The sequence below is a fragment of the Anaerolineae bacterium genome (assembly GCA_035529315.1).
Taxonomy (GTDB): Bacteria; Desulfobacterota; Desulfobacteria; order Desulfobacterales; family ETH-SRB1; genus Desulfaltia.
The window spans coordinates 50,701-68,076 of record DATKWZ010000001.1 but is presented as its reverse complement, the minus strand read 5'-3'; the positions used below and the strand labels follow the sequence as shown (position 1 = coordinate 68,076).

Below are 17,376 nucleotides of genomic sequence, written 5' to 3'. Positions count from 1 at the left end.
CTTCCCGGCTTTCAAGGAGATCATATCTATGAATCCCATTGCAAAACAGCTTAACAGCACAATCACTGCTGGCAATCCTCATCTCATGGAAATGTTGTCTGATCTCGGCAAAAAACTCTTTTTCCCAAAAGGGATTTTAAGCCAGAGCGCAGAGGCAAAGGAAAAAGCGTTTAGATTAAATGCAACAATAGGAATTGCAAAGGAACAGGGTAAAACCATGCGTTTTAATTCGGTTATGGCCGCAATTACCGGTATACGGGCAAAGGAATCATTAACCTATGCCCCATCATTTGGGATTACCGATTTAAGGCAGGTATGGCAAAATTCAATATTTGAGAAAAACCCTTCCCTTGCAAATAAACATATAAGCACCCCTGTTGTTACCTGCGGCATAACTCATGCTGTAAGTGTATTTGCAGATCTCTGGATAAACCCAGGGGACGTGATCATATTGCCTGACATGATGTGGGGCAACTACAACATGATTATAAACATAAGAAAAGATGGAAACATAAGCAAGTATTCCATGTTTTCGGATGATGGCCGATTTAATCTTAAGGCATTTGAGGAAAAGGTCACTGATGAAGCAAAAAAACATGACAAGATAATTGTTTTGCTCAACTTTCCGCATAATCCAACCGGCTATACAGTAACAGAGGAAGAAGGAAATAGCATTGTTAAGATTCTAACAGATCTGGCCGACAAGGGCACAAACATTATTGCTGTTGCAGATGACGCCTATTTTGGACTCTTTTACGAAGAAAAAACCATAAAAGAATCGCTTTTTGCCAGGCTTTGCGATAAACACCCCAGACTGCTTGCCGTAAAGATGGACGGCGCCACCAAGGAAAATTATGTGTGGGGTTTAAGGGTCGGTTTTATTACCTATGGTTGTAAAGTCAATGGCGATCCTGCTCCGGTATATGATGCCCTGGAAAAAAAGACAGCGGGCAGTGTAAGGGGTTCCATATCAAACGCTTCCCATCTTGGTCAATCCATTGTGTTAAGATCCATGCAGCATAAAAATTATCCCGCGGAAAAAAAGGAAAAGTTTGAAATACTTAAAAGCAGAGCAAAGTGCGTTAAAGCTGTTCTGGCTGATCCGAAATATAAAGATGCCTGGGATGTTTATCCGTTTAATTCCGGCTATTTTATGTGTATAAAATTAAAATCAACAGATGCCGAAACCTTGAGGCTTCATCTTTTAGATAAATATGGAGTAGGCCTTATTTCCATTGGTAACAGGAATTTAAGAATTGCCTTTTCATGCCTCGAAGAAGAGGATATCCCCGAACTGTTTGATATTATACTGCGGGGAATAGAAGATCTGGAAAATACAAAGTGATGAGATTGAAAAAATGGTTTGAAGCAACTATCATAAAAAACCACTCTGTCAACATAGCCCATGCAGGCAAATGGACCCTCTATTTTGTTTTAATAGGTATTATCGCAGGATTAGGCTCGATTGTTTTTAATTACCTCTGCCAGCTTGGGCTCCATTATTTCATGGATTTTATAGCTGGCTACCGGCCTCCCTCCCCTGCCGGAGAACATCATCTGCTCACGCCGACAAACACTTCTTTCAGCCGTTATACTCTTTTATTCCTGCCTGCTTTTGGAGGATTATTAAGTGGATGGCTGGTATATACCTTTGCGCCGGAAGCCGAAGGGCACGGAACAGATGCCGCAATTGATGCATATCATAGAAAAGGAGGATTTATTCGGGGCAGAGTCCCGATAATCAAAACAATAGCATCCGCTATTACCCTTACAACCGGTGGTTCCGGAGGAAGAGAAGGACCAATAGCCCAAATAGGGGCTGGCTTTGGATCATTTCTGGCAACAAAGTTAAAGCTTTCAAACAGACAACGAAGGATAATGATGGCCGCGGGAATCGGCGCGGGTGTAGGCAGTATCTTCAGGGCGCCCCTGGCCGGCGCCCTCTTTGCCGCGGAAGTGCTCTACAGGGATCCCGAGTTTGAATCCGAGGTTATCATACCTGCCGGAATCTCTTCGGTGGTGGCTTACTGCCTGTATTGCCTGGTTTTTGGATGGGGCTCTTTATTTGAATCCCCTGATTTTCAGTTTCGCAATCCATTGGAGCTTGGGCCTTATATTATTCTTGCCTTTGTTCTTGTAGGCACAGGAATATTATATATTAAATTGTTTTACGGCGTAACCGATCTGTTTAAGTCCTTTAAGATCCCAAATCATATAAAGCCCGCCATAGGGGGGCTCTGTACCGGCATAGTGGGTTTCTTTTTACCCCAGACACTGGCCTTTGGTTATGGCTTTGCTCAGCAAGCCATTAATAATGAACTAACCATCCCCTTCCTGTTACTGCTTGCCTTTGGCAAGATAATTACCACATCATTTTCAATAGGATCAGGCGGAAGCGGAGGGGTGTTCGGCCCGTCGATCGTTATAGGCGGGGCCATGGGCGGCGCTGTCGGAAATCTGTTTCATCAAATCATGCCGAATATTGTAACACAGCCGGGCGCTTTTGTCATAGTCGGCATGGCAGGTTTTTTCACCGCTGTTTCAAACACACCGATTTCAACAATTATATTTGTCAGTGAAATGACCAATTCATATCATCTGCTTCTGCCAAGCCTCCTTGTATGTTCCCTGTCATACCTGACAGCTCAGAAATGGACTATTTACAAAAAGCAGGTTAAAGAGAAAATCGACTCTCCTGCTCATGCCGGCGAGTTTTTTGTAGATATTCTACAGACCATCAAGGTCAAGGAGCTAATGCATCTTGTAAAAAAGGTCGAGCTAATACCCCAGGATATGACCTTTTTAGATTTTAAAAAGTACTTTTCAGAAACAAAGCAGCATTATTTCCCGGTTATTGATCAGAATGAAAGACTTATCGGGATATTTTCCAGCACCGATATCAGGGGCATACTCTTTTCCAGGGACATTGAGCATCTTGTGCTGATGAAAGATATCGGCAACTCCGATATCATCGTAGCCACTCAATCTGATGATTTAAACACAGTGCTTCAAAAATTTACCACAAAAAATATCGATAGCCTTCCCGTGGTTAAAGATGATGATCATCAAATTCTTATCGGAATGCTGAACAGGAGAGAGGTTATTTCATTTTACAACGAGCTGATACAAAAAATGAAAAACAAAGCTAAAAAATAGAAGAAACTACTTGAGATGTATAAGAGCTCCTGACTCATGCTGGGTTGCAGCGCTAATCCGGCTGTTGTAATTTGTCAGCGCCGGCCCTACAGCATTTAAGGCTTTTTCAGAGGTATTATTTGTTTCGCTTATATGGGCTAAAATCACATGTTGAAGTTTGTCGTGCCGCACCTCCTTTAAAAGATTTTTAGACTCTTCGTTGGAAAGGTGACCGGTTCTGTTTTTAATCCGTTGTTTTAATTCCCATGGATAAGGGCCGTTTATCAGCATGTCTGTATCATGATTGGCTTCGAGGATTAATAATGAGCAGTCTCTTAGATGCTCTTTAACCATTGAGGTTGCTATCCCGAGGTCGGTTGCGATCCCGATTTTTGTTTTGTCACGGTTTATAGTAAAACCAACGGGATCCTCTGCATCGTGTGATATTGAAAAGGGATGGATTGTCAGTGTGTTTATCAAAAAGGATATGCCGCTTTCAAAGTTTACAATGTCCCGGACATTCCCTATTTGTGATGAAGCGGCCTTACAGGTTTGCTTGCTGATAAAAACGGGTAAATCAAATCGGCGCGAAAGAACCCCCACACCATTTATGTGGTCGGCATGTTCATGGGATACCAGAATAGCATCAAGATCGTCAGGGCAAAGCCCTTTTGATTTTAACCTGCGTTCGATTTCTATTCCTGAAAGGCCGGCATCAATAAGTATAGAGGTGGAACCGTCGGAAACAAATATTGCGTTGCCCTTGCTGCCGCTCGCCAGCATACATGCTGAAAGGTTATGGCCGTTACCATACATAGTCAAATTATCACCCCCGGAGGAGGTGGCTCATTTAATTTCTTTTACAATCCAGTATGACCGAAGCCTCCGTTGTTGCGGATTGTTTCGTCCAAGTGCTCAACAACCTGCAAGCAGGCCTGATATACCCTTTTAATGACCATCTGGGCAATCCTGTCGCCTCTATAAATAGTGTAATCCTTTTTACCTAAATTAATAACCGGAATCATCACCTCGCCACGATAGTCAGCATCTATCGTGCCTGGTGAATTAATGAGCCCTATGCCATGCTTTACAGCCAGCCCGCTTCTCGGGCGGATCTGTGCTTCAAACCCAGTAGGGATGGCCATGGCAAACCCGGTGGGTATCAGGGCAATCCCTCCTGTTTCAACAATGATCTCTTTTTCTACAGCTGCGCATATATCCATCCCTGCTGACTGGGGTGTCATATAGCAGGGAAGAGGAATATCCTCAAGCAGGTCCTGCCTTAACCAGAGTATTTTAATTATAGGGGCGTGGTTCATGTTACAGACCTTAAACCTGTTCTTCTTCCAGAACAGCCTTGCGGCTCAGGCGTATCTTCCCGTCATTTGAAACTTCGAGAACCTTGACTTTAATTATGTCGCCTTCCTTAACAATGTCTGAAACCTTTGCAACCCTCTGCGTGGCAAGTTGTGAAATATGTACAAGACCGTCACAGCCGGGCATTATCTGGACAAATGCGCCAAAATCCATGATTTTCACTACTTTGCCTTCGTAAATTGCCCCTACCTCCGGTTCCATTGTAATAGCTTTTATCGCTTGTAAAGCTGCATCCGATTCTTCCCGAGAAAAAGCAGCGATTTTAACAAGACCGGTATCATCTACCTCAACTTGCGTGTTTGTTTCACTCTGAATCGCCCTGATCATTTTCCCGCCCGGCCCTATGAGATCCCGGATTTTATCAGGATTGATATTTATAGTTATTATTCTGGGGGCATAGGGAGAGGTGTTGTCCCTGGGCTTTTCCAATGCTTCCAGCATCCTGTCAAGAATAAAAAGCCTCCCCAAACGGGCTTGTTCAAGAGCCTTTTCCAATATATTCTTTGACAGCTCATGAATTTTAATATCCATTTGAAGTGCGGTTATGCCTTCAGATGTGCCGGCCACCTTAAAATCCATATCACCGGCATGATCTTCATCCCCAAGAATGTCGGACAGTATAACCACATTATCTCCATCCTTTACAAGGCCCATTGCAATGCCTGCAACCGGGGCCTTTATGGGAACCCCGCCATCCATCAGGGCCAGAATACCCGCACATACGGTCCCCATGGATGAAGAGCCGTTAGACTCCATCACCTCTGAAACAATTCGAATAGTATAATCAAATTCTTCCTTGGGCGGCAAAACCTTTTCAATAGCTCTTGTTGACAGCCCGCCATGGCCTATATCTCTACGGCTTGGGCCCATAAAGCGTTTTGCCTCTCCAACTGAATAAGGGGGAAAATTGTAATGAAGCATAAACGGTCTGGATTCTTCCCCGCTTAAAGTTTCCACCCGCTGCTCATCACGACCCGAACCAAGGGTTAACACTCCTAATACCTGAGTTTCCCCCCTGGTAAACAGGGCGCTTCCGTGAGGCCTGGGCAGCACTCCGACTTCACAGGAAACAGACCTTATTTCATCAAATCTTCTGTTGTCTATCCTGCGCCCTTCCTTAAGGATAAGATCTCGCATAATTGATTTAATTAAGTCATTATATATCTCATATACTTCATCCTTGCGTTCAGTAAAATCATCGCCGAGTTTTGCAAAGCTATCAGACTTGAAAACGCTAAGAGATTTGTTGCGGTCTTGTTTGCCGGGAATCATAAGGATATCAAGTAGCTGCGAGGATGCTTCAGGAACGATTTTATTGACAAGATCCTTGTCTTTTTCAGGAAGGACAAATAAACGTTTTTGAACTCCATTGCTTGATTTTAGCTTCTTTTGCATATCAACTATCGGTTTTAATGCCTCATGCCCGTAAAATATAGCCTCCAGCATATCTGCTTCATTGACTACGTTACCACCGCCTTCTACCATTACAATTCCGGTTTCAGAACCAGCTACAATAATATTGATATCGCAGAGTTCGTATTCACTTATTGAAGGGTTGATTAAAAGCTTGCCGTCTATTCTGCCGACTCGAACAGATGCAATAGGTCCGGCAAAAGGGATGTCAGATATTTCAAGAGCTGCGGAGGCACCTATCATTGCCAGAATATCGGGATCATTCTCCTGATCCATGGAAAGAACAAGAGCGATAATCTGTGTTTCGCTGCAGTAGCCTTTTGGGAAAAGAGGCCTGATGGGGCGGTCGATCAGCCGGGCTGTTAATGTCTCTTTTTCACTTGGGCGTCCGAGTTCACGCCTGAAATAATTACCGGGTATCCGGCCTGCTGCATATATCTTTTCCTGATATTCTACTGAAAGAGGCAAAAAAGCTACCTCCCGTTCCTCTCTGGATGATACAACAGAAACCATCACAATGGTTTCTCCGTATTGGACTACAACCGAACCTGAAGCCTGTTTTGCAATTTTGCCCGAACTTATGCTTAGGGTTCTTCCCCCTACTTCGGCTTTATATATATTTTCCATTTTGTCTCCTTATAAAGACTAATAACTGATAATGACGGCTTCGCAAAAAACAAATTTGCCGCAAAGAACACGGAAACACCATTTAAAATATCAATATGTTCTCTGTGGGCTCAGTGGTAAAAAAATGACTTGTTACGAATTCATCAATAAAAAAAGGCGGCTGAATAAATATGTTATCTTCTCAGCCCCATGTTTTGAATGATCAAGCGATATCGCTTCACATCATTGTTTTTAACGTAATTTAAAAGTCTGCGTCGCCTTCCAACCAAAACCAGCAAACCTCTTCTGGAATGATGATCCTTTTTGTGAACCTTCAAGTGTTCAGTAAGATATACGATACGATGTGTCAGAAGCCCGATCTGAACCTCGGGTGAACCTGTATCGGTTTCATGCAATTTATATTGATTAATAAGATCTTTTTTAATTTCCGATGTCTGAACCACTTTATTTGCCTCCTCCTTTTAATAAATATTTTATATTATATTATTTTGGGAAAACACAGCAATAATGATATTTGTCGCTATCTTTTTCCAGATTTAATATTGCTATAAGATTATCATCAGTGTCCATAATCTTGATGAAATCTTCATAAATATCCGTTTGTTGTAAAATAATATCCTGCCTGGTAATTATGCTGCCATGTTTTAACTTATCAGTCAAAAGATTATCGGCGATATGCCTGGGCATATATTGCAACACGTCTGACATACTTATTAACCGATCTGAAAGCTTATGCGATAAATGAAGATCCTCCATTTCCGGCAGTGTTAAAGCCTGGCTGATTGTAAATCCACTGCTTTCAATCCTTCTTAGCTCTTCAAGGCACCCTCCGCATCCAAGAGCCGCCCCAATATCTGCGCATAGCGTCCTGATATATGTTCCCGCAGAGCAGGACACCTCAAAACGTATCAAAGGTAAACTTATCTCAAGTATTTTAATATATGAAAGAAAAACACTCCTTGCCTCTTTCTGAACAGGCTTGCCTCTTCGCGCAAGCTTGTATAATGGAACCCCTTTATGTTTTAACGCCGAATAAACCGGAGGCCATTGTTTGATAGCCCCTTCAAATTGCTTAAATGTTAGACGTAACTTCTTATCCGTAAATGTCGTTTTATCGGATGTTGAAATTATATTTCCTGTAAAATCCTGCGTATCTGTTTCAACCCCAAGATGAATAACCGCCACATATTTTTTTTTGTCGTGCAATAAAAACCTGCAAAGCTTTGTAGCATCATTGAGGCAGCAGACCAATACACCTGTTGCAAACGGATCAAGGGTGCCGGCATGTCCGACTTTTTCTGCACCAAGCAGTTTTTTAACATGGGCTACAACTTTGGCGGAAGTCATATCTGGCGATTTATCTACAACTAAAATCCCGTTTAATCGATGCTGCATCAAATTTTTTCGGCAAAATTAAAAATCAGGTTTTTTAAATCAATAATTGAAGATTCAATAGCAAATCCTGACGCACTGTAATGCCCACCACCGCCAAAAGATGAGGCAAATGCAGCGACATCAACGGTTCCATCGGAACGGAGACTGACACGAAATCGGCCATGCGCTTCTTCTCTCGTGTCAGATATACCGTGAATAAGAACCGCTATCTTAACATTTTTTATAGCCTTTGCGTAATCTATCAGACCGTTTACCTCTTCAGGCCGAGCTCCGGTTTTATCTAACATCTCCTTCGTAAGCGTTATCATTGATAGTTTACCGTTTTTTGATATCTCTATAGAGCCAAGCGCCTTATGTAAAAGTTTAATGTAACCCGGAGATAAAGTTTCATATATATTCCTGGCAATATAATAGGGATCAACACCAATATTTATCATTTCCCTGCAAATTGTAAAAGCAGATTTGTTCGTATTTGAAAAACGGAACGAACCTGTATCGGTTAAAATCCCAGTATATATCAGGGTAGCAATATCCTTGCTGATTGGCAACCCCATTTCCCCTAAAAGACGATATATGATTTCAACGCTGGCGCATGCAGAAAAATCTATTAACTGAAAATCGCCAAAGCTGTTATTGGAAAGGTGATGGTCAATATTGATGAGGACCGGAATACGGCTTACAAATGAAGCTGCCTTCCCCACACGATGCAAATCGCCACAATCAAGAACAATTGCGGTATCATATATGGTTTGTCTGTCAATGTGCCGCACAATACGTTTGACTGAAGGCAAAAAACTATAAACAGCAGGAATTGGGCTTTCGTTATAAAGGGTTATTTTTTTTTGCCATAAAGCAAGTGAAAGCCCCATGGCAATCATAGAGGCTATCGCATCTCCATCCGGATTAATATGGGAACAAAGAAAAATATTATTACTGTTTTTCAAGTGTTGTATTATCTGATTAATCATCAGTTTTTATTAATTTTAACATATGGTCTATGTGCGATCCATAATCAAAAGATTCATCATAAAAAAAATGCAGATCAGGCATGTAACGCAAGCCCAGTTTAGCGGCAAGAATCCGTTTTACATATCCAAGAGCGCTCTTAAAACCTTGGACTGCCTGTTTTCTGCTTGTTTTATCTCCTGAAGAAACAAAGTATACACGGGCAATCCTTAAGTCTTGAGACATCTTTACACTGGTAATCGTAACCATCTCAAGGCGAGGATCTTTAATGCTTTTTTTCAGCAGTTCCGACAGATTTTTTTGTATCTGGCCGCTTACTCTATCGGATCGTGAAAAGCATTTCATAAATTGACAATCTCCATTTTGCTATCAATTATCTCGGCCAGCCCCAACTCGTCTGCCATGTTGAATATTTTGTCAATCTTAGAATTAATCACTGCCTTGTTGTTGCCGACCAGAACAAAACCTATTTCAGCTCTTTGATGGATATCATTTGAGCCAACCTCGGCAACCGAAGCATTAAAATTGTTTCGCAACCGGCTGATAATCGATTTGACAATCGTTCTTTTGCCTTTTAAAGAACGACAGTCATGCAGCCTGAATACAATAATCCCTGAACCGACAACCATAGTTTCTTATTTTTTTATTCGCCGGTTTTAAATCCTTTGCTTTTTAGTCCCGACAAATCTACCTGCCTTAGCAAATAATGGTTTATTCTTCCATCTTAGGTTTAATCTCTTCCAGGTAGTAGCATTCAATTATATCGCCGACCTTAATATCGTTGTATTTTTCAATGCCGATTCCGCATTCATAGCCGCTCTGGACCTCCTTGGCATCGTCTTTAAAACGGTGCAGTGAAGAAATCTTGCCGTCATAACAGATGACGCCGTCTCTAAGAACACGCGCGGATCTTCCTCGCTCAACCTTCCCATCGGTCACATAACAACCGCCGACCTTGCCGATTTTGGGGATATGAAAAACTTCGCGAATTTCGGCTCTGCCCAAAATCCGTTCTTCAAAAGCAGAAGACATCATGCCAAGGATAGCATCCTTTATCTCCTTGATAACATTATAGATAATCTTATGATAACGTATATCGACATTTTCCTCATTTGCATACGCCTGAACCTTTGGGTTTGAGCGTACATTAAAGCCGATAATTATCGCTTTTGATACCGCTGCCAGAGAAATATCCGATTCGCTTATAGTTCCGGTAGCTGAATGGATGACATTTATTTTAACTTCATCATTGGAAAGTTTTGTGAGAGAATCCGCAAGCGCCTCGATAGAGCCTTGCACATCTGTCTTTATTATAAGATTCAACTCCTTAGTTTCGCCTTCCTGCATGCTCTCATAAAGTTTTTCAAGGCTCAGGCTTAATCTGCCTGTTTTTGCCAGTTCTCTGGATCGCTGCTCCTGAATACGATGCAGGCTGACCTGCTTTGCTTTTTTATCATCGGAAAGAGCAATAAAATCGTCTCCGGCATCAGGCACACCAGAAAGGCCGACTACCTCCACAGGCATTGATGGCCCCGCGGATTTAATCATATACCCCCTGTCGTTCAATATGGCTCGAACCTTTCCATAGTGTATTCCACAAACTAACGTATCACCCACACGAAGAGTGCCTTCCTGCACAAGCACTGTGGCAACAGCCCCTCTGCCAGGATCAATTTTTGATTCAACCACATGACCATTTGACAGCTTGTCAGGATTGGCCTTTAGCTCCAATAATTCCGCCTGAAAGAGTATCATATCAAGCAGATCGTTTATGCCGATATTCTCCTTGGCGGAAACATTAATAAAGAAAACATCTCCTCCCCAATCCTCTGGCACAAGTCCCAGGTCGGATAGTTCACGTTTAACGCGTTCAGGATCCGCACCTGGTTTGTCGATCTTGTTAACAGCTACAATTATCGGCACTTTTGCGACCTTTGCGTGATTAACAGCCTCGATCGTCTGTGGCATAACACCGTCGTCGGCAGCAACAACAAGAATTACAATATCTGTAACTTTGGCCCCGCGTGCACGCATTGCACTAAAAGCTTCATGCCCTGGAGTGTCTAAAAAGACGATTTGCCCTTTATCTGTAGAAACACAATATGCGCCTATGTGTTGCGTAATACCACCGGCTTCGGTATCGGTTACATGGCTTTTACGTATCACATCGAGGAGAGATGTTTTACCATGATCCACATGCCCCATAACAGTAACAACAGGCGGCCTGACAATCAGCTTGTCAGGATCATCCTTTTCGGTTTTTAAAATAAATTTTTCTACAGAAGTGGCTTGTTCGACTTCATAATTAAATTCTTCGGCAACAATAGCCGCTGTATCAAAGTCTATTGCATGGTTAAGGGTTGCCATAACGCCTAATGACATAAGTTTTTTTATTATTTCACCTGCTTTAACTCCCATGCGCTTAGCCAAATCCGATACAACAATAGCATCGTCAATTTTAATCCTCCGTTTAATGGCTTTAGGCGTGGTAATCAATGGCTTTTGGCCATAAGCTGCTATTCTTCCCTTAGCCCCCTTGCGGCCTTTTCTGCCGGGATATCCCTTGGCATAAAGGTCTTTGCCTTCCACGATCTCTTTTTTTCGAAAAGAGATTTTCTTTTTTAAAAACTTTCTGTCCTCAACAGCTTCTTCCGGCTTCTTTTTTTCGACCTTTTTCTTGTGTTTTTTAACAGGGACTTCGGTTATCTCAGCCGGTTTTTTTTCAGGTTTTAACTCAGGCTCGGGTTTTGGCTCAATCTTAACCCTTTTCTCGGGAGTTATCGGCATCTTTATGATCTTCGCAGGGACCTCTTTCTTTAGCCCTTTTTTAGGTTTCAGGACCTTTGCGGGTTTTAATCCAGCAGCGACCTTCTCCTTTTTTTGCGGCTCAACAGATTCAACAGCTTGCTTAGGCTCTTCGATTATTTTGGGAAGATCTTTCTTCTTTTTAGCGACCGCTTTTTCAGCAACCTTTTTCTCAACCGGTTTTTCTTCAACCTTCTTTTCAAGAAGAGTTACATCTTCCAAAGGCACTGCTTCAGCATCCACCACTTTTGCCTTAACAGGTGTTGCGCGTCTTCGAATAACGGTTGGTTTAACGCGCGTAATCTCAATCTCCTGAGGCTTTGGGCCGAAAAGCTCGGCCCTGACTCTGGCCATTGTCTCTTCATTCAGAGCACTCATATGGCTCTTTACAGAAACGCCCATATCCCTTAACTTTTCAAGGAGCATCTTGTTTTCTATGTTAAGAGTCTTGGCAAACTCATATACTCTGATTTTTGCCATCAATCCTCCTAAAGTTTAATTGTTTTAATGCTATTGCATTCCTTGGCATGACATTAATCCTTTTTCAATACATTTTCTTCTTTGTCCGCTTCTTCTCCGGAATCTTTTTGATCATCTGATAATGATAAAGGCTCTGATCCGTTTCGGTTGGCCGGCTCATGCGAATCGTCAGATAATTCTTCTTCAGATGTTGCCTTAATTTCTTTTATATTTGCCAAATAATCCTTTGCGGTTTTGATTAGTTTTTCGGCTTTTTTTGTTGTATCAATCTCTCTGGTCTGAATCAAATCTTCCGGAGCAGCTTTGCTTAATTCTTCAGCAGAAAAATAGCCCTTTTCATACAGTGTGTCCGCCATGCTTATGCTTACTCCGGTCAATGCCACTAAAGAATCGTAACCGTTTTGCATGGCCTTGCTATAACGCGCCTCACTTATGACATCAAGGTGCCATTTGGTCAATTTTGAAGCAAGCCTCACGTTCTGGCCATTTTTCCCAATAGCTATTGACAGGAATTCGTCAGGGACTATTACTTCCATTGAACGATTCTCTTCATCAATAATTACCCTGGATATTTCAGCAGGCGCCAGAGCATTGCACACAAATTTTGCAGGATCAATATGCCAGGATATAATGTCTATCTTCTCACCTCTGAGCTCCTGAACAACATTCTGCACACGGCTTCCTTTCATTCCAACACATGCTCCGACCGGATCTATATCAGAATCATTTGATACTACCGCAAATTTTGCCCTGACTCCTGGTTCACGAGCCGTGCCCATGACCTTAACAATCCCTTCATTAATTTCAGGAACTTCTGTTTTAAAAAGATTAACAAGAAAATTAGGGTGTGTTCTGGAAAGAACTATCTGCGGCCCGCGAGTGTCACGCAACACATCAATTATATGCGCTCTAATTCGATCTCCACGTCGATATGTCTCTTTTGGAACCTGCTCTCTGGCTGGAAGAATACCTTCGGTATGACCAAGATTAACAATGATATTACCGCGGTCGATGCGCTGGACAATTCCATTTATTATTTCACCTTTCCGGTCGATGTAGCTGGCGTAAATCGCATCATTTTCCGCATCCTTCATCTTCTGAATAATAACCTGTTTGGCTGACTGCGCAGCTATCCTGCCAAAGGTTGAGGTATCCATTTTTGTGCCAAGGCTGTCTCCAACAGCACATTCCGGATCCAGATTGCGTCCTTCTGCCATGCTGACTTGAAGATCAGGTTCGGTTACCTCCTCCACGACCTCTTTAAACTGGAACACCTCTATCTCACCGGTTTCTTCGTTATATTGCACTTCAATATCGACTTTGCTTCCAAACTTTTTTTTAGCAGCCGATCTTAATGCCTCTTCAAGAGCCTTAATAAGAACTTTGCGCTCAATACCCTTATCTCGGCTAACCTGATCAACTACACGCTTAATTTCTGTTATAAGCATCGATTTTCTCCATTATAATTAATAAGGCACGCCCTGGTAATTTCCTTAAAAGGAATAGCAATTGTCTTGTCGTTGCTTAAAAGCTCAACAGTTTCTTCTGACATACCCAGCAGAACGCCCTTGAATTTTTTTTGCTCCTCAACAGGTTTCAATGTCTTAATTTCAACAATTTGTCCCTTGAACCTTTCAAAGTCCGACCTTTCCCCAAGAGGCCGATTAGGCCCTGGAGATGAAACCTCCAGATTATATGGCCCAATGTTTTCAAAATCCGATTCTTTTAGATCAACATCCATAGAATTGTTCATCTGCCTGCTGATATGCACACAGTCATCCAGCGTAACTCCTCCGGGCCTGTCTATATAAAGACGTATTATCATACGGGCTGATTCCCGCTGACACTCAACATGAACCAGCTCCATGCCTTCGACTTCGCATAATAGCTGTGCCGACTCCTTTATCCATCTGACGATTTCTTTCTGAGCCGCCCGAGGCCCTATTTTAAATTCCCGATCTTTTCTATTAAATTCAGATCTCTTTATTTTTTCCCTTTTAGTTCTCACCTGTCTATAACCCATATCAAAAAAACAAAAAAAACGGGCTAAAGCCCGTTTCTTCTCATTTATAACTCTTTTGAAATAGATAGAACCTTTATCTGTTCAACGAAATAACCATAAGAAACAATTTACTCCAACCCGAGCATATAGATAAAAGTCCCATCATCAAGGAGATTGCCGAAGGTCATCTCCATTCTCCAGATATCTCTTTACTAAACCTTTATAAATGAAAAAAGGCGGACACACAGACACATGGAGCGGGCAACGAGATTCGAACTCGCGACACCAAGCTTGGGAAGCTTGTACTCTACCAGCTGAGCTATGCCCGCATCCCAAGTTAATTAAATTATGTCAAAAATATTTATTTGTCAATATTTTTATAATCAGCAGATGAGACCCTTGAAAAAACAATCACGAAAACACAAAATAAGACAGCAGTTCAGCCACAAAGGCACAAAATAAGGATATGAATTTTCAACCTTATTCACAATGCATGCTTAACGATTATTTTTCTGCAAGAAGCGCCTTTGCCACCCTGATATCATAAGCCTGGTCAGGGTCAAAACCGCCGCGCTTGAACATGCTTGCAGCCAGCTTGATGGCCCCGTACGGCACCCACCCGTGTTCCATCCACAGGCCAGGGTCTTCTTTATTCCAGAGCCTGAACCAAATGTTTCCTTCAGATTCGCGAACATACGTGCGGATTTGTTTGTTCCCGGGAAACGGATAATAGTATAATCCTTCTTTGTCTTTCACGACTTTCTCTCCATAAATATTAATCACGTCTAATATCTGTAACCGCTTACGGTTAACAGTTTACAGTTAACGGTTGATCAAAGCATAAAAGCCGCTCTTTGCATAGTTCATTGAAAAAACTGTGAGCCGTAAACCGACAACCGTGAACTGTTGCCTTATATCCTTACATGCTCAAGAATAAGGGTTCTTTTAAGCATGTCTTTTGCTGTTTTTTCAAACTGCGCTGTTACATCAGACACAAAGAACCTGCACCCCCCTTTTTTATCGAGCATACTGTCGACTTCAATATGATTTTCTAAAAAAGCCTTTACCTTGCCTGCAACAGCGATAGAAGAATCGATTATGTTTACCCTCTTGCCAACCTTTTGCTGTATGATGTTTTTTAAGATTGGATAATGGGTGCAACCAAGGATAAGGGTTTTTATCTGCCTGATCTTCAGGGGATGCAGATATTTTTTTACTATCATCCTTGTTTCCGGTTTTTTAAGCCACCCCTCCTCTACCAATGGGACAAGCAAAGGGCACGGAAAGGAATAAACCTTTGCATCAGGATTCATTTGCTTTATCTTTTTTTCATAGATGCCGCTGTTTATCGTAGCCCTTGTTCCGATAACGCCGATTCCGGACTTTCCGGAAGACTTTATTGCAAGCTCTACAGCCGGTGTGATAACTTCGAAAATCGGGACATCAAACCTTTCAGCCATCTTTTCCGTTGCAACACTTGAAGCTGTATGGCATGCCATGACAATTATCTTTGCGCCTTTGCTTAAAAGAAAATCTGTGTTTTCAAGAGCATACTTGACAACTGTTTCAGGGCTCTTGTTGCCATACGGAGTTCTGGCAGTATCACCAAAATAGATAATATCATAACCTGACAGCTGTTCCATAAATGCTCGCACAACGGTCAGACCACCTATTCCTGAATCAAATATTCCAATCATATTTTTGCAAGTTCATAATTATTGATAAACTCGTAAAAAGTCGTCACTCCGGTGAAAACCGGAGTCCATATGGCTTTCAACTGCTTGAAAAGACTGGATTCCGGCTTTCGACGGAATGACGGAAAACGGTGTTTTTGGACTTTTTGCGAGCTTGTCATTATTGATTCTTTAAAAGTTCTTTCCTTACGCATTCCCTGATTGTTTCATCAGGCACATCTATGCGCATGCCCGAGCATATGCTGGCCATGATCTGCCAGTTATTTATATCTATCAATACATTTTTGATAAAAGGCCACTGCCTGCACATTTTAGGCTTAACCGGATGAATTGTGCAAAGTTTGTCCCAGAATATACAGTAGCCATCCTTTTTCTGTGCCAAAACCGGCCGGCTTCCGGACATATAACAATAATCTTTGACAAAATTCTCTTTATCCGTCTTGATATAAGCTGCTATTGCTTCAATATCTTTCTCAGTAACATAAGTCCCGCCATATCCCTTGCAACAGTCACCGCATTTTTCACATTTGAAGATATCGGATGGGTTCATATCATTAACCGCCAAAATCAACAGTATGCCTGGTTTCCATGGCCCTTTTCAAGGTAACCTGATCCACGTATTTCAGGTCGCCTCCCATCGGCACGCCGGACGCTATCCGGGTTATTTTAACCGGATATTTGTTAAGGAGTTGCGCAATATAAGAGGCGGTTGCCTCACCTTCAACATTTGTGCCTGTTGCCAGCACAACCTCTTTGACCATGTTTTTCTCTATCCTTAATACAAGCTCTTTGATTCTGATCTTATCCGGGCCCACTCCGTTCATTGGGGAAAGCACCCCTTGAAGAATATGATACAAGCCCTTATATGAGCCTGACTTTTCAATAGCAACCATATCAGCAGGCTGCTCCACAACGCATAATATGGCGGCTGACCTTGTCTGGTCGCTGCAAATATTGCAAATATGGCTGTCGCTCAAAGCATAACATGTTGAGCACAGTTTTATTTTGTCTTTCATTTCCAGTATGCTGCGGGCAAGCTCCTCAGCCTCCCTGAGCGGAGTGCGCAATATATGCATTGCAAGACGTTCGGCTGTTTTTTCGCCAACTCCCGGCAACCTTGATATATTTCTAATCAAATTCAAGATTGGCAATGGATAAAAGCTCATGTTACATTAATCCTGGTATGCTCAAGCCGCCTGTAAGCTTGCTCATTTCTGCTGAAACCATTTCATTTGACTTTGCCAGAGCGTCATTTACCGCCGCTAATATCAGGTCCTGCAACATCTCAACATCATCAGGATCCACAACCTCTTTTTCTATCTGAATAGACAGAATCTGCTGCCTGCCGTTTGCTGCGACCTTTATCATGCCTCCGCCTGCAGTTGCTTCAATAACTTTTTCAGCCATCTCTTCCTGCAGGCTTGCCATCCTGGCTTGAAGCTTCTGGGCCTGCTTCATCATACCCCCCATGCCTTTCATGAA

General features: G+C 42.3%; 18 protein-coding genes and 1 tRNA gene. 2 read left to right on the top strand and 17 right to left on the bottom strand.

Going from position 1 to position 17,376, the window contains the following annotated elements; all coding sequences use genetic code 11:
- Window positions 1-28 precede the first annotated feature (28 nt).
- Both VMW78_00350 and VMW78_00345 read left to right on the top strand, forming a co-directional pair.
- Window positions 29-1,345, top strand: a complete 1,317-nt coding sequence (locus VMW78_00350; protein HUV49464.1) for an aminotransferase class I/II-fold pyridoxal phosphate-dependent enzyme — start codon at window positions 29-31, stop codon at window positions 1,343-1,345.
- A complete protein-coding gene (locus VMW78_00345; GenBank protein HUV49463.1) occupies window positions 1,345-3,156 on the top strand; it encodes a chloride channel protein in 1,812 nt (603 codons plus the stop codon). The genes VMW78_00350 and VMW78_00345 overlap by 1 nt, the downstream gene beginning before the upstream one ends.
- A gap of 6 nt (window positions 3,157-3,162) precedes the next feature.
- On the opposite strand, the gene VMW78_00340 is transcribed toward VMW78_00345, so the two are convergent.
- The 17 genes from VMW78_00340 to VMW78_00260 form a co-directional block, all read right to left on the bottom strand.
- Complete coding sequence (locus VMW78_00340; GenBank protein ID HUV49462.1) at window positions 3,163-3,951, bottom strand: MBL fold metallo-hydrolase; 789 nt, start codon at window positions 3,949-3,951, stop codon at window positions 3,163-3,165.
- A gap of 44 nt (window positions 3,952-3,995) precedes the next feature.
- A complete protein-coding gene (gene dut, locus VMW78_00335; GenBank protein HUV49461.1) occupies window positions 3,996-4,454 on the bottom strand; it encodes a dUTP diphosphatase in 459 nt (152 codons plus the stop codon).
- A gap of 10 nt (window positions 4,455-4,464) precedes the next feature.
- Entirely contained in the window at window positions 4,465-6,552 is a 2,088-nt protein-coding gene (pnp, locus tag VMW78_00330; protein ID HUV49460.1) for a polyribonucleotide nucleotidyltransferase, read from the bottom strand.
- A 173-nt stretch (window positions 6,553-6,725) separates the two neighbouring features.
- The gene (rpsO, locus tag VMW78_00325; protein ID HUV49459.1) at window positions 6,726-6,995 is read right to left on the bottom strand and encodes a 30S ribosomal protein S15; all 270 of its coding nucleotides are present in this window, start codon (window positions 6,993-6,995) and stop codon (window positions 6,726-6,728) included.
- A gap of 40 nt (window positions 6,996-7,035) precedes the next feature.
- Window positions 7,036-7,947, bottom strand: coding sequence for a tRNA pseudouridine(55) synthase TruB (truB, locus tag VMW78_00320; protein HUV49458.1), 912 nt, complete (start codon window positions 7,945-7,947; stop codon window positions 7,036-7,038).
- A complete protein-coding gene (locus VMW78_00315; GenBank protein ID HUV49457.1) occupies window positions 7,947-8,915 on the bottom strand; it encodes a bifunctional oligoribonuclease/PAP phosphatase NrnA in 969 nt (322 codons plus the stop codon). Before VMW78_00315 ends, truB begins: the two co-directional genes overlap by 1 nt.
- Complete coding sequence (gene rbfA, locus VMW78_00310) at window positions 8,908-9,258, bottom strand: 30S ribosome-binding factor RbfA (protein HUV49456.1); 351 nt, start codon at window positions 9,256-9,258, stop codon at window positions 8,908-8,910. The genes VMW78_00315 and rbfA overlap by 8 nt, the downstream gene beginning before the upstream one ends.
- Entirely contained in the window at window positions 9,255-9,542 is a 288-nt protein-coding gene (locus tag VMW78_00305) for a DUF503 domain-containing protein (protein HUV49455.1), read from the bottom strand. The genes rbfA and VMW78_00305 overlap by 4 nt, the downstream gene beginning before the upstream one ends.
- Window positions 9,543-9,624: 82 nt before the next feature.
- Window positions 9,625-12,198, bottom strand: a complete 2,574-nt coding sequence (infB, locus tag VMW78_00300) for a translation initiation factor IF-2 (GenBank protein ID HUV49454.1) — start codon at window positions 12,196-12,198, stop codon at window positions 9,625-9,627.
- Between the two features lie 53 nt (window positions 12,199-12,251).
- Complete coding sequence (gene nusA / locus VMW78_00295) at window positions 12,252-13,646, bottom strand: transcription termination factor NusA (GenBank protein ID HUV49453.1); 1,395 nt, start codon at window positions 13,644-13,646, stop codon at window positions 12,252-12,254.
- Entirely contained in the window at window positions 13,637-14,206 is a 570-nt protein-coding gene (rimP, locus tag VMW78_00290) for a ribosome maturation factor RimP (protein ID HUV49452.1), read from the bottom strand. The genes nusA and rimP overlap by 10 nt, the downstream gene beginning before the upstream one ends.
- A gap of 247 nt (window positions 14,207-14,453) precedes the next feature.
- Window positions 14,454-14,529, bottom strand: a tRNA-Gly gene (locus VMW78_00285).
- Window positions 14,530-14,704: 175 nt separating this feature from the next.
- Window positions 14,705-14,956 (bottom strand): hypothetical protein, encoded by a 252-nt coding sequence (locus VMW78_00280; protein ID HUV49451.1) that lies wholly within the window; start codon window positions 14,954-14,956, stop codon window positions 14,705-14,707.
- 155 nt (window positions 14,957-15,111) lie between these two features.
- Window positions 15,112-15,897 (bottom strand): glutamate racemase, encoded by a 786-nt coding sequence (gene murI / locus VMW78_00275; protein HUV49450.1) that lies wholly within the window; start codon window positions 15,895-15,897, stop codon window positions 15,112-15,114.
- 157 nt (window positions 15,898-16,054) lie between these two features.
- Window positions 16,055-16,444: a YkgJ family cysteine cluster protein gene (locus VMW78_00270; protein ID HUV49449.1), complete on the bottom strand. Its 390-nt coding sequence runs from the start codon at window positions 16,442-16,444 to the stop codon at window positions 16,055-16,057.
- Between the two features lie 4 nt (window positions 16,445-16,448).
- Window positions 16,449-17,060 carry a recombination mediator RecR gene (gene recR, locus VMW78_00265; GenBank protein ID HUV49448.1) on the bottom strand — a complete coding sequence of 204 codons (612 nt, stop codon included), beginning with the start codon at window positions 17,058-17,060 and terminating at the stop codon, window positions 16,449-16,451.
- Window position 17,061: 1 nt separating this feature from the next.
- Window positions 17,062-17,373 carry a YbaB/EbfC family nucleoid-associated protein gene (locus tag VMW78_00260; protein ID HUV49447.1) on the bottom strand — a complete coding sequence of 104 codons (312 nt, stop codon included), beginning with the start codon at window positions 17,371-17,373 and terminating at the stop codon, window positions 17,062-17,064.
- Between the last annotated feature and the right edge of the window lie 3 nt (window positions 17,374-17,376).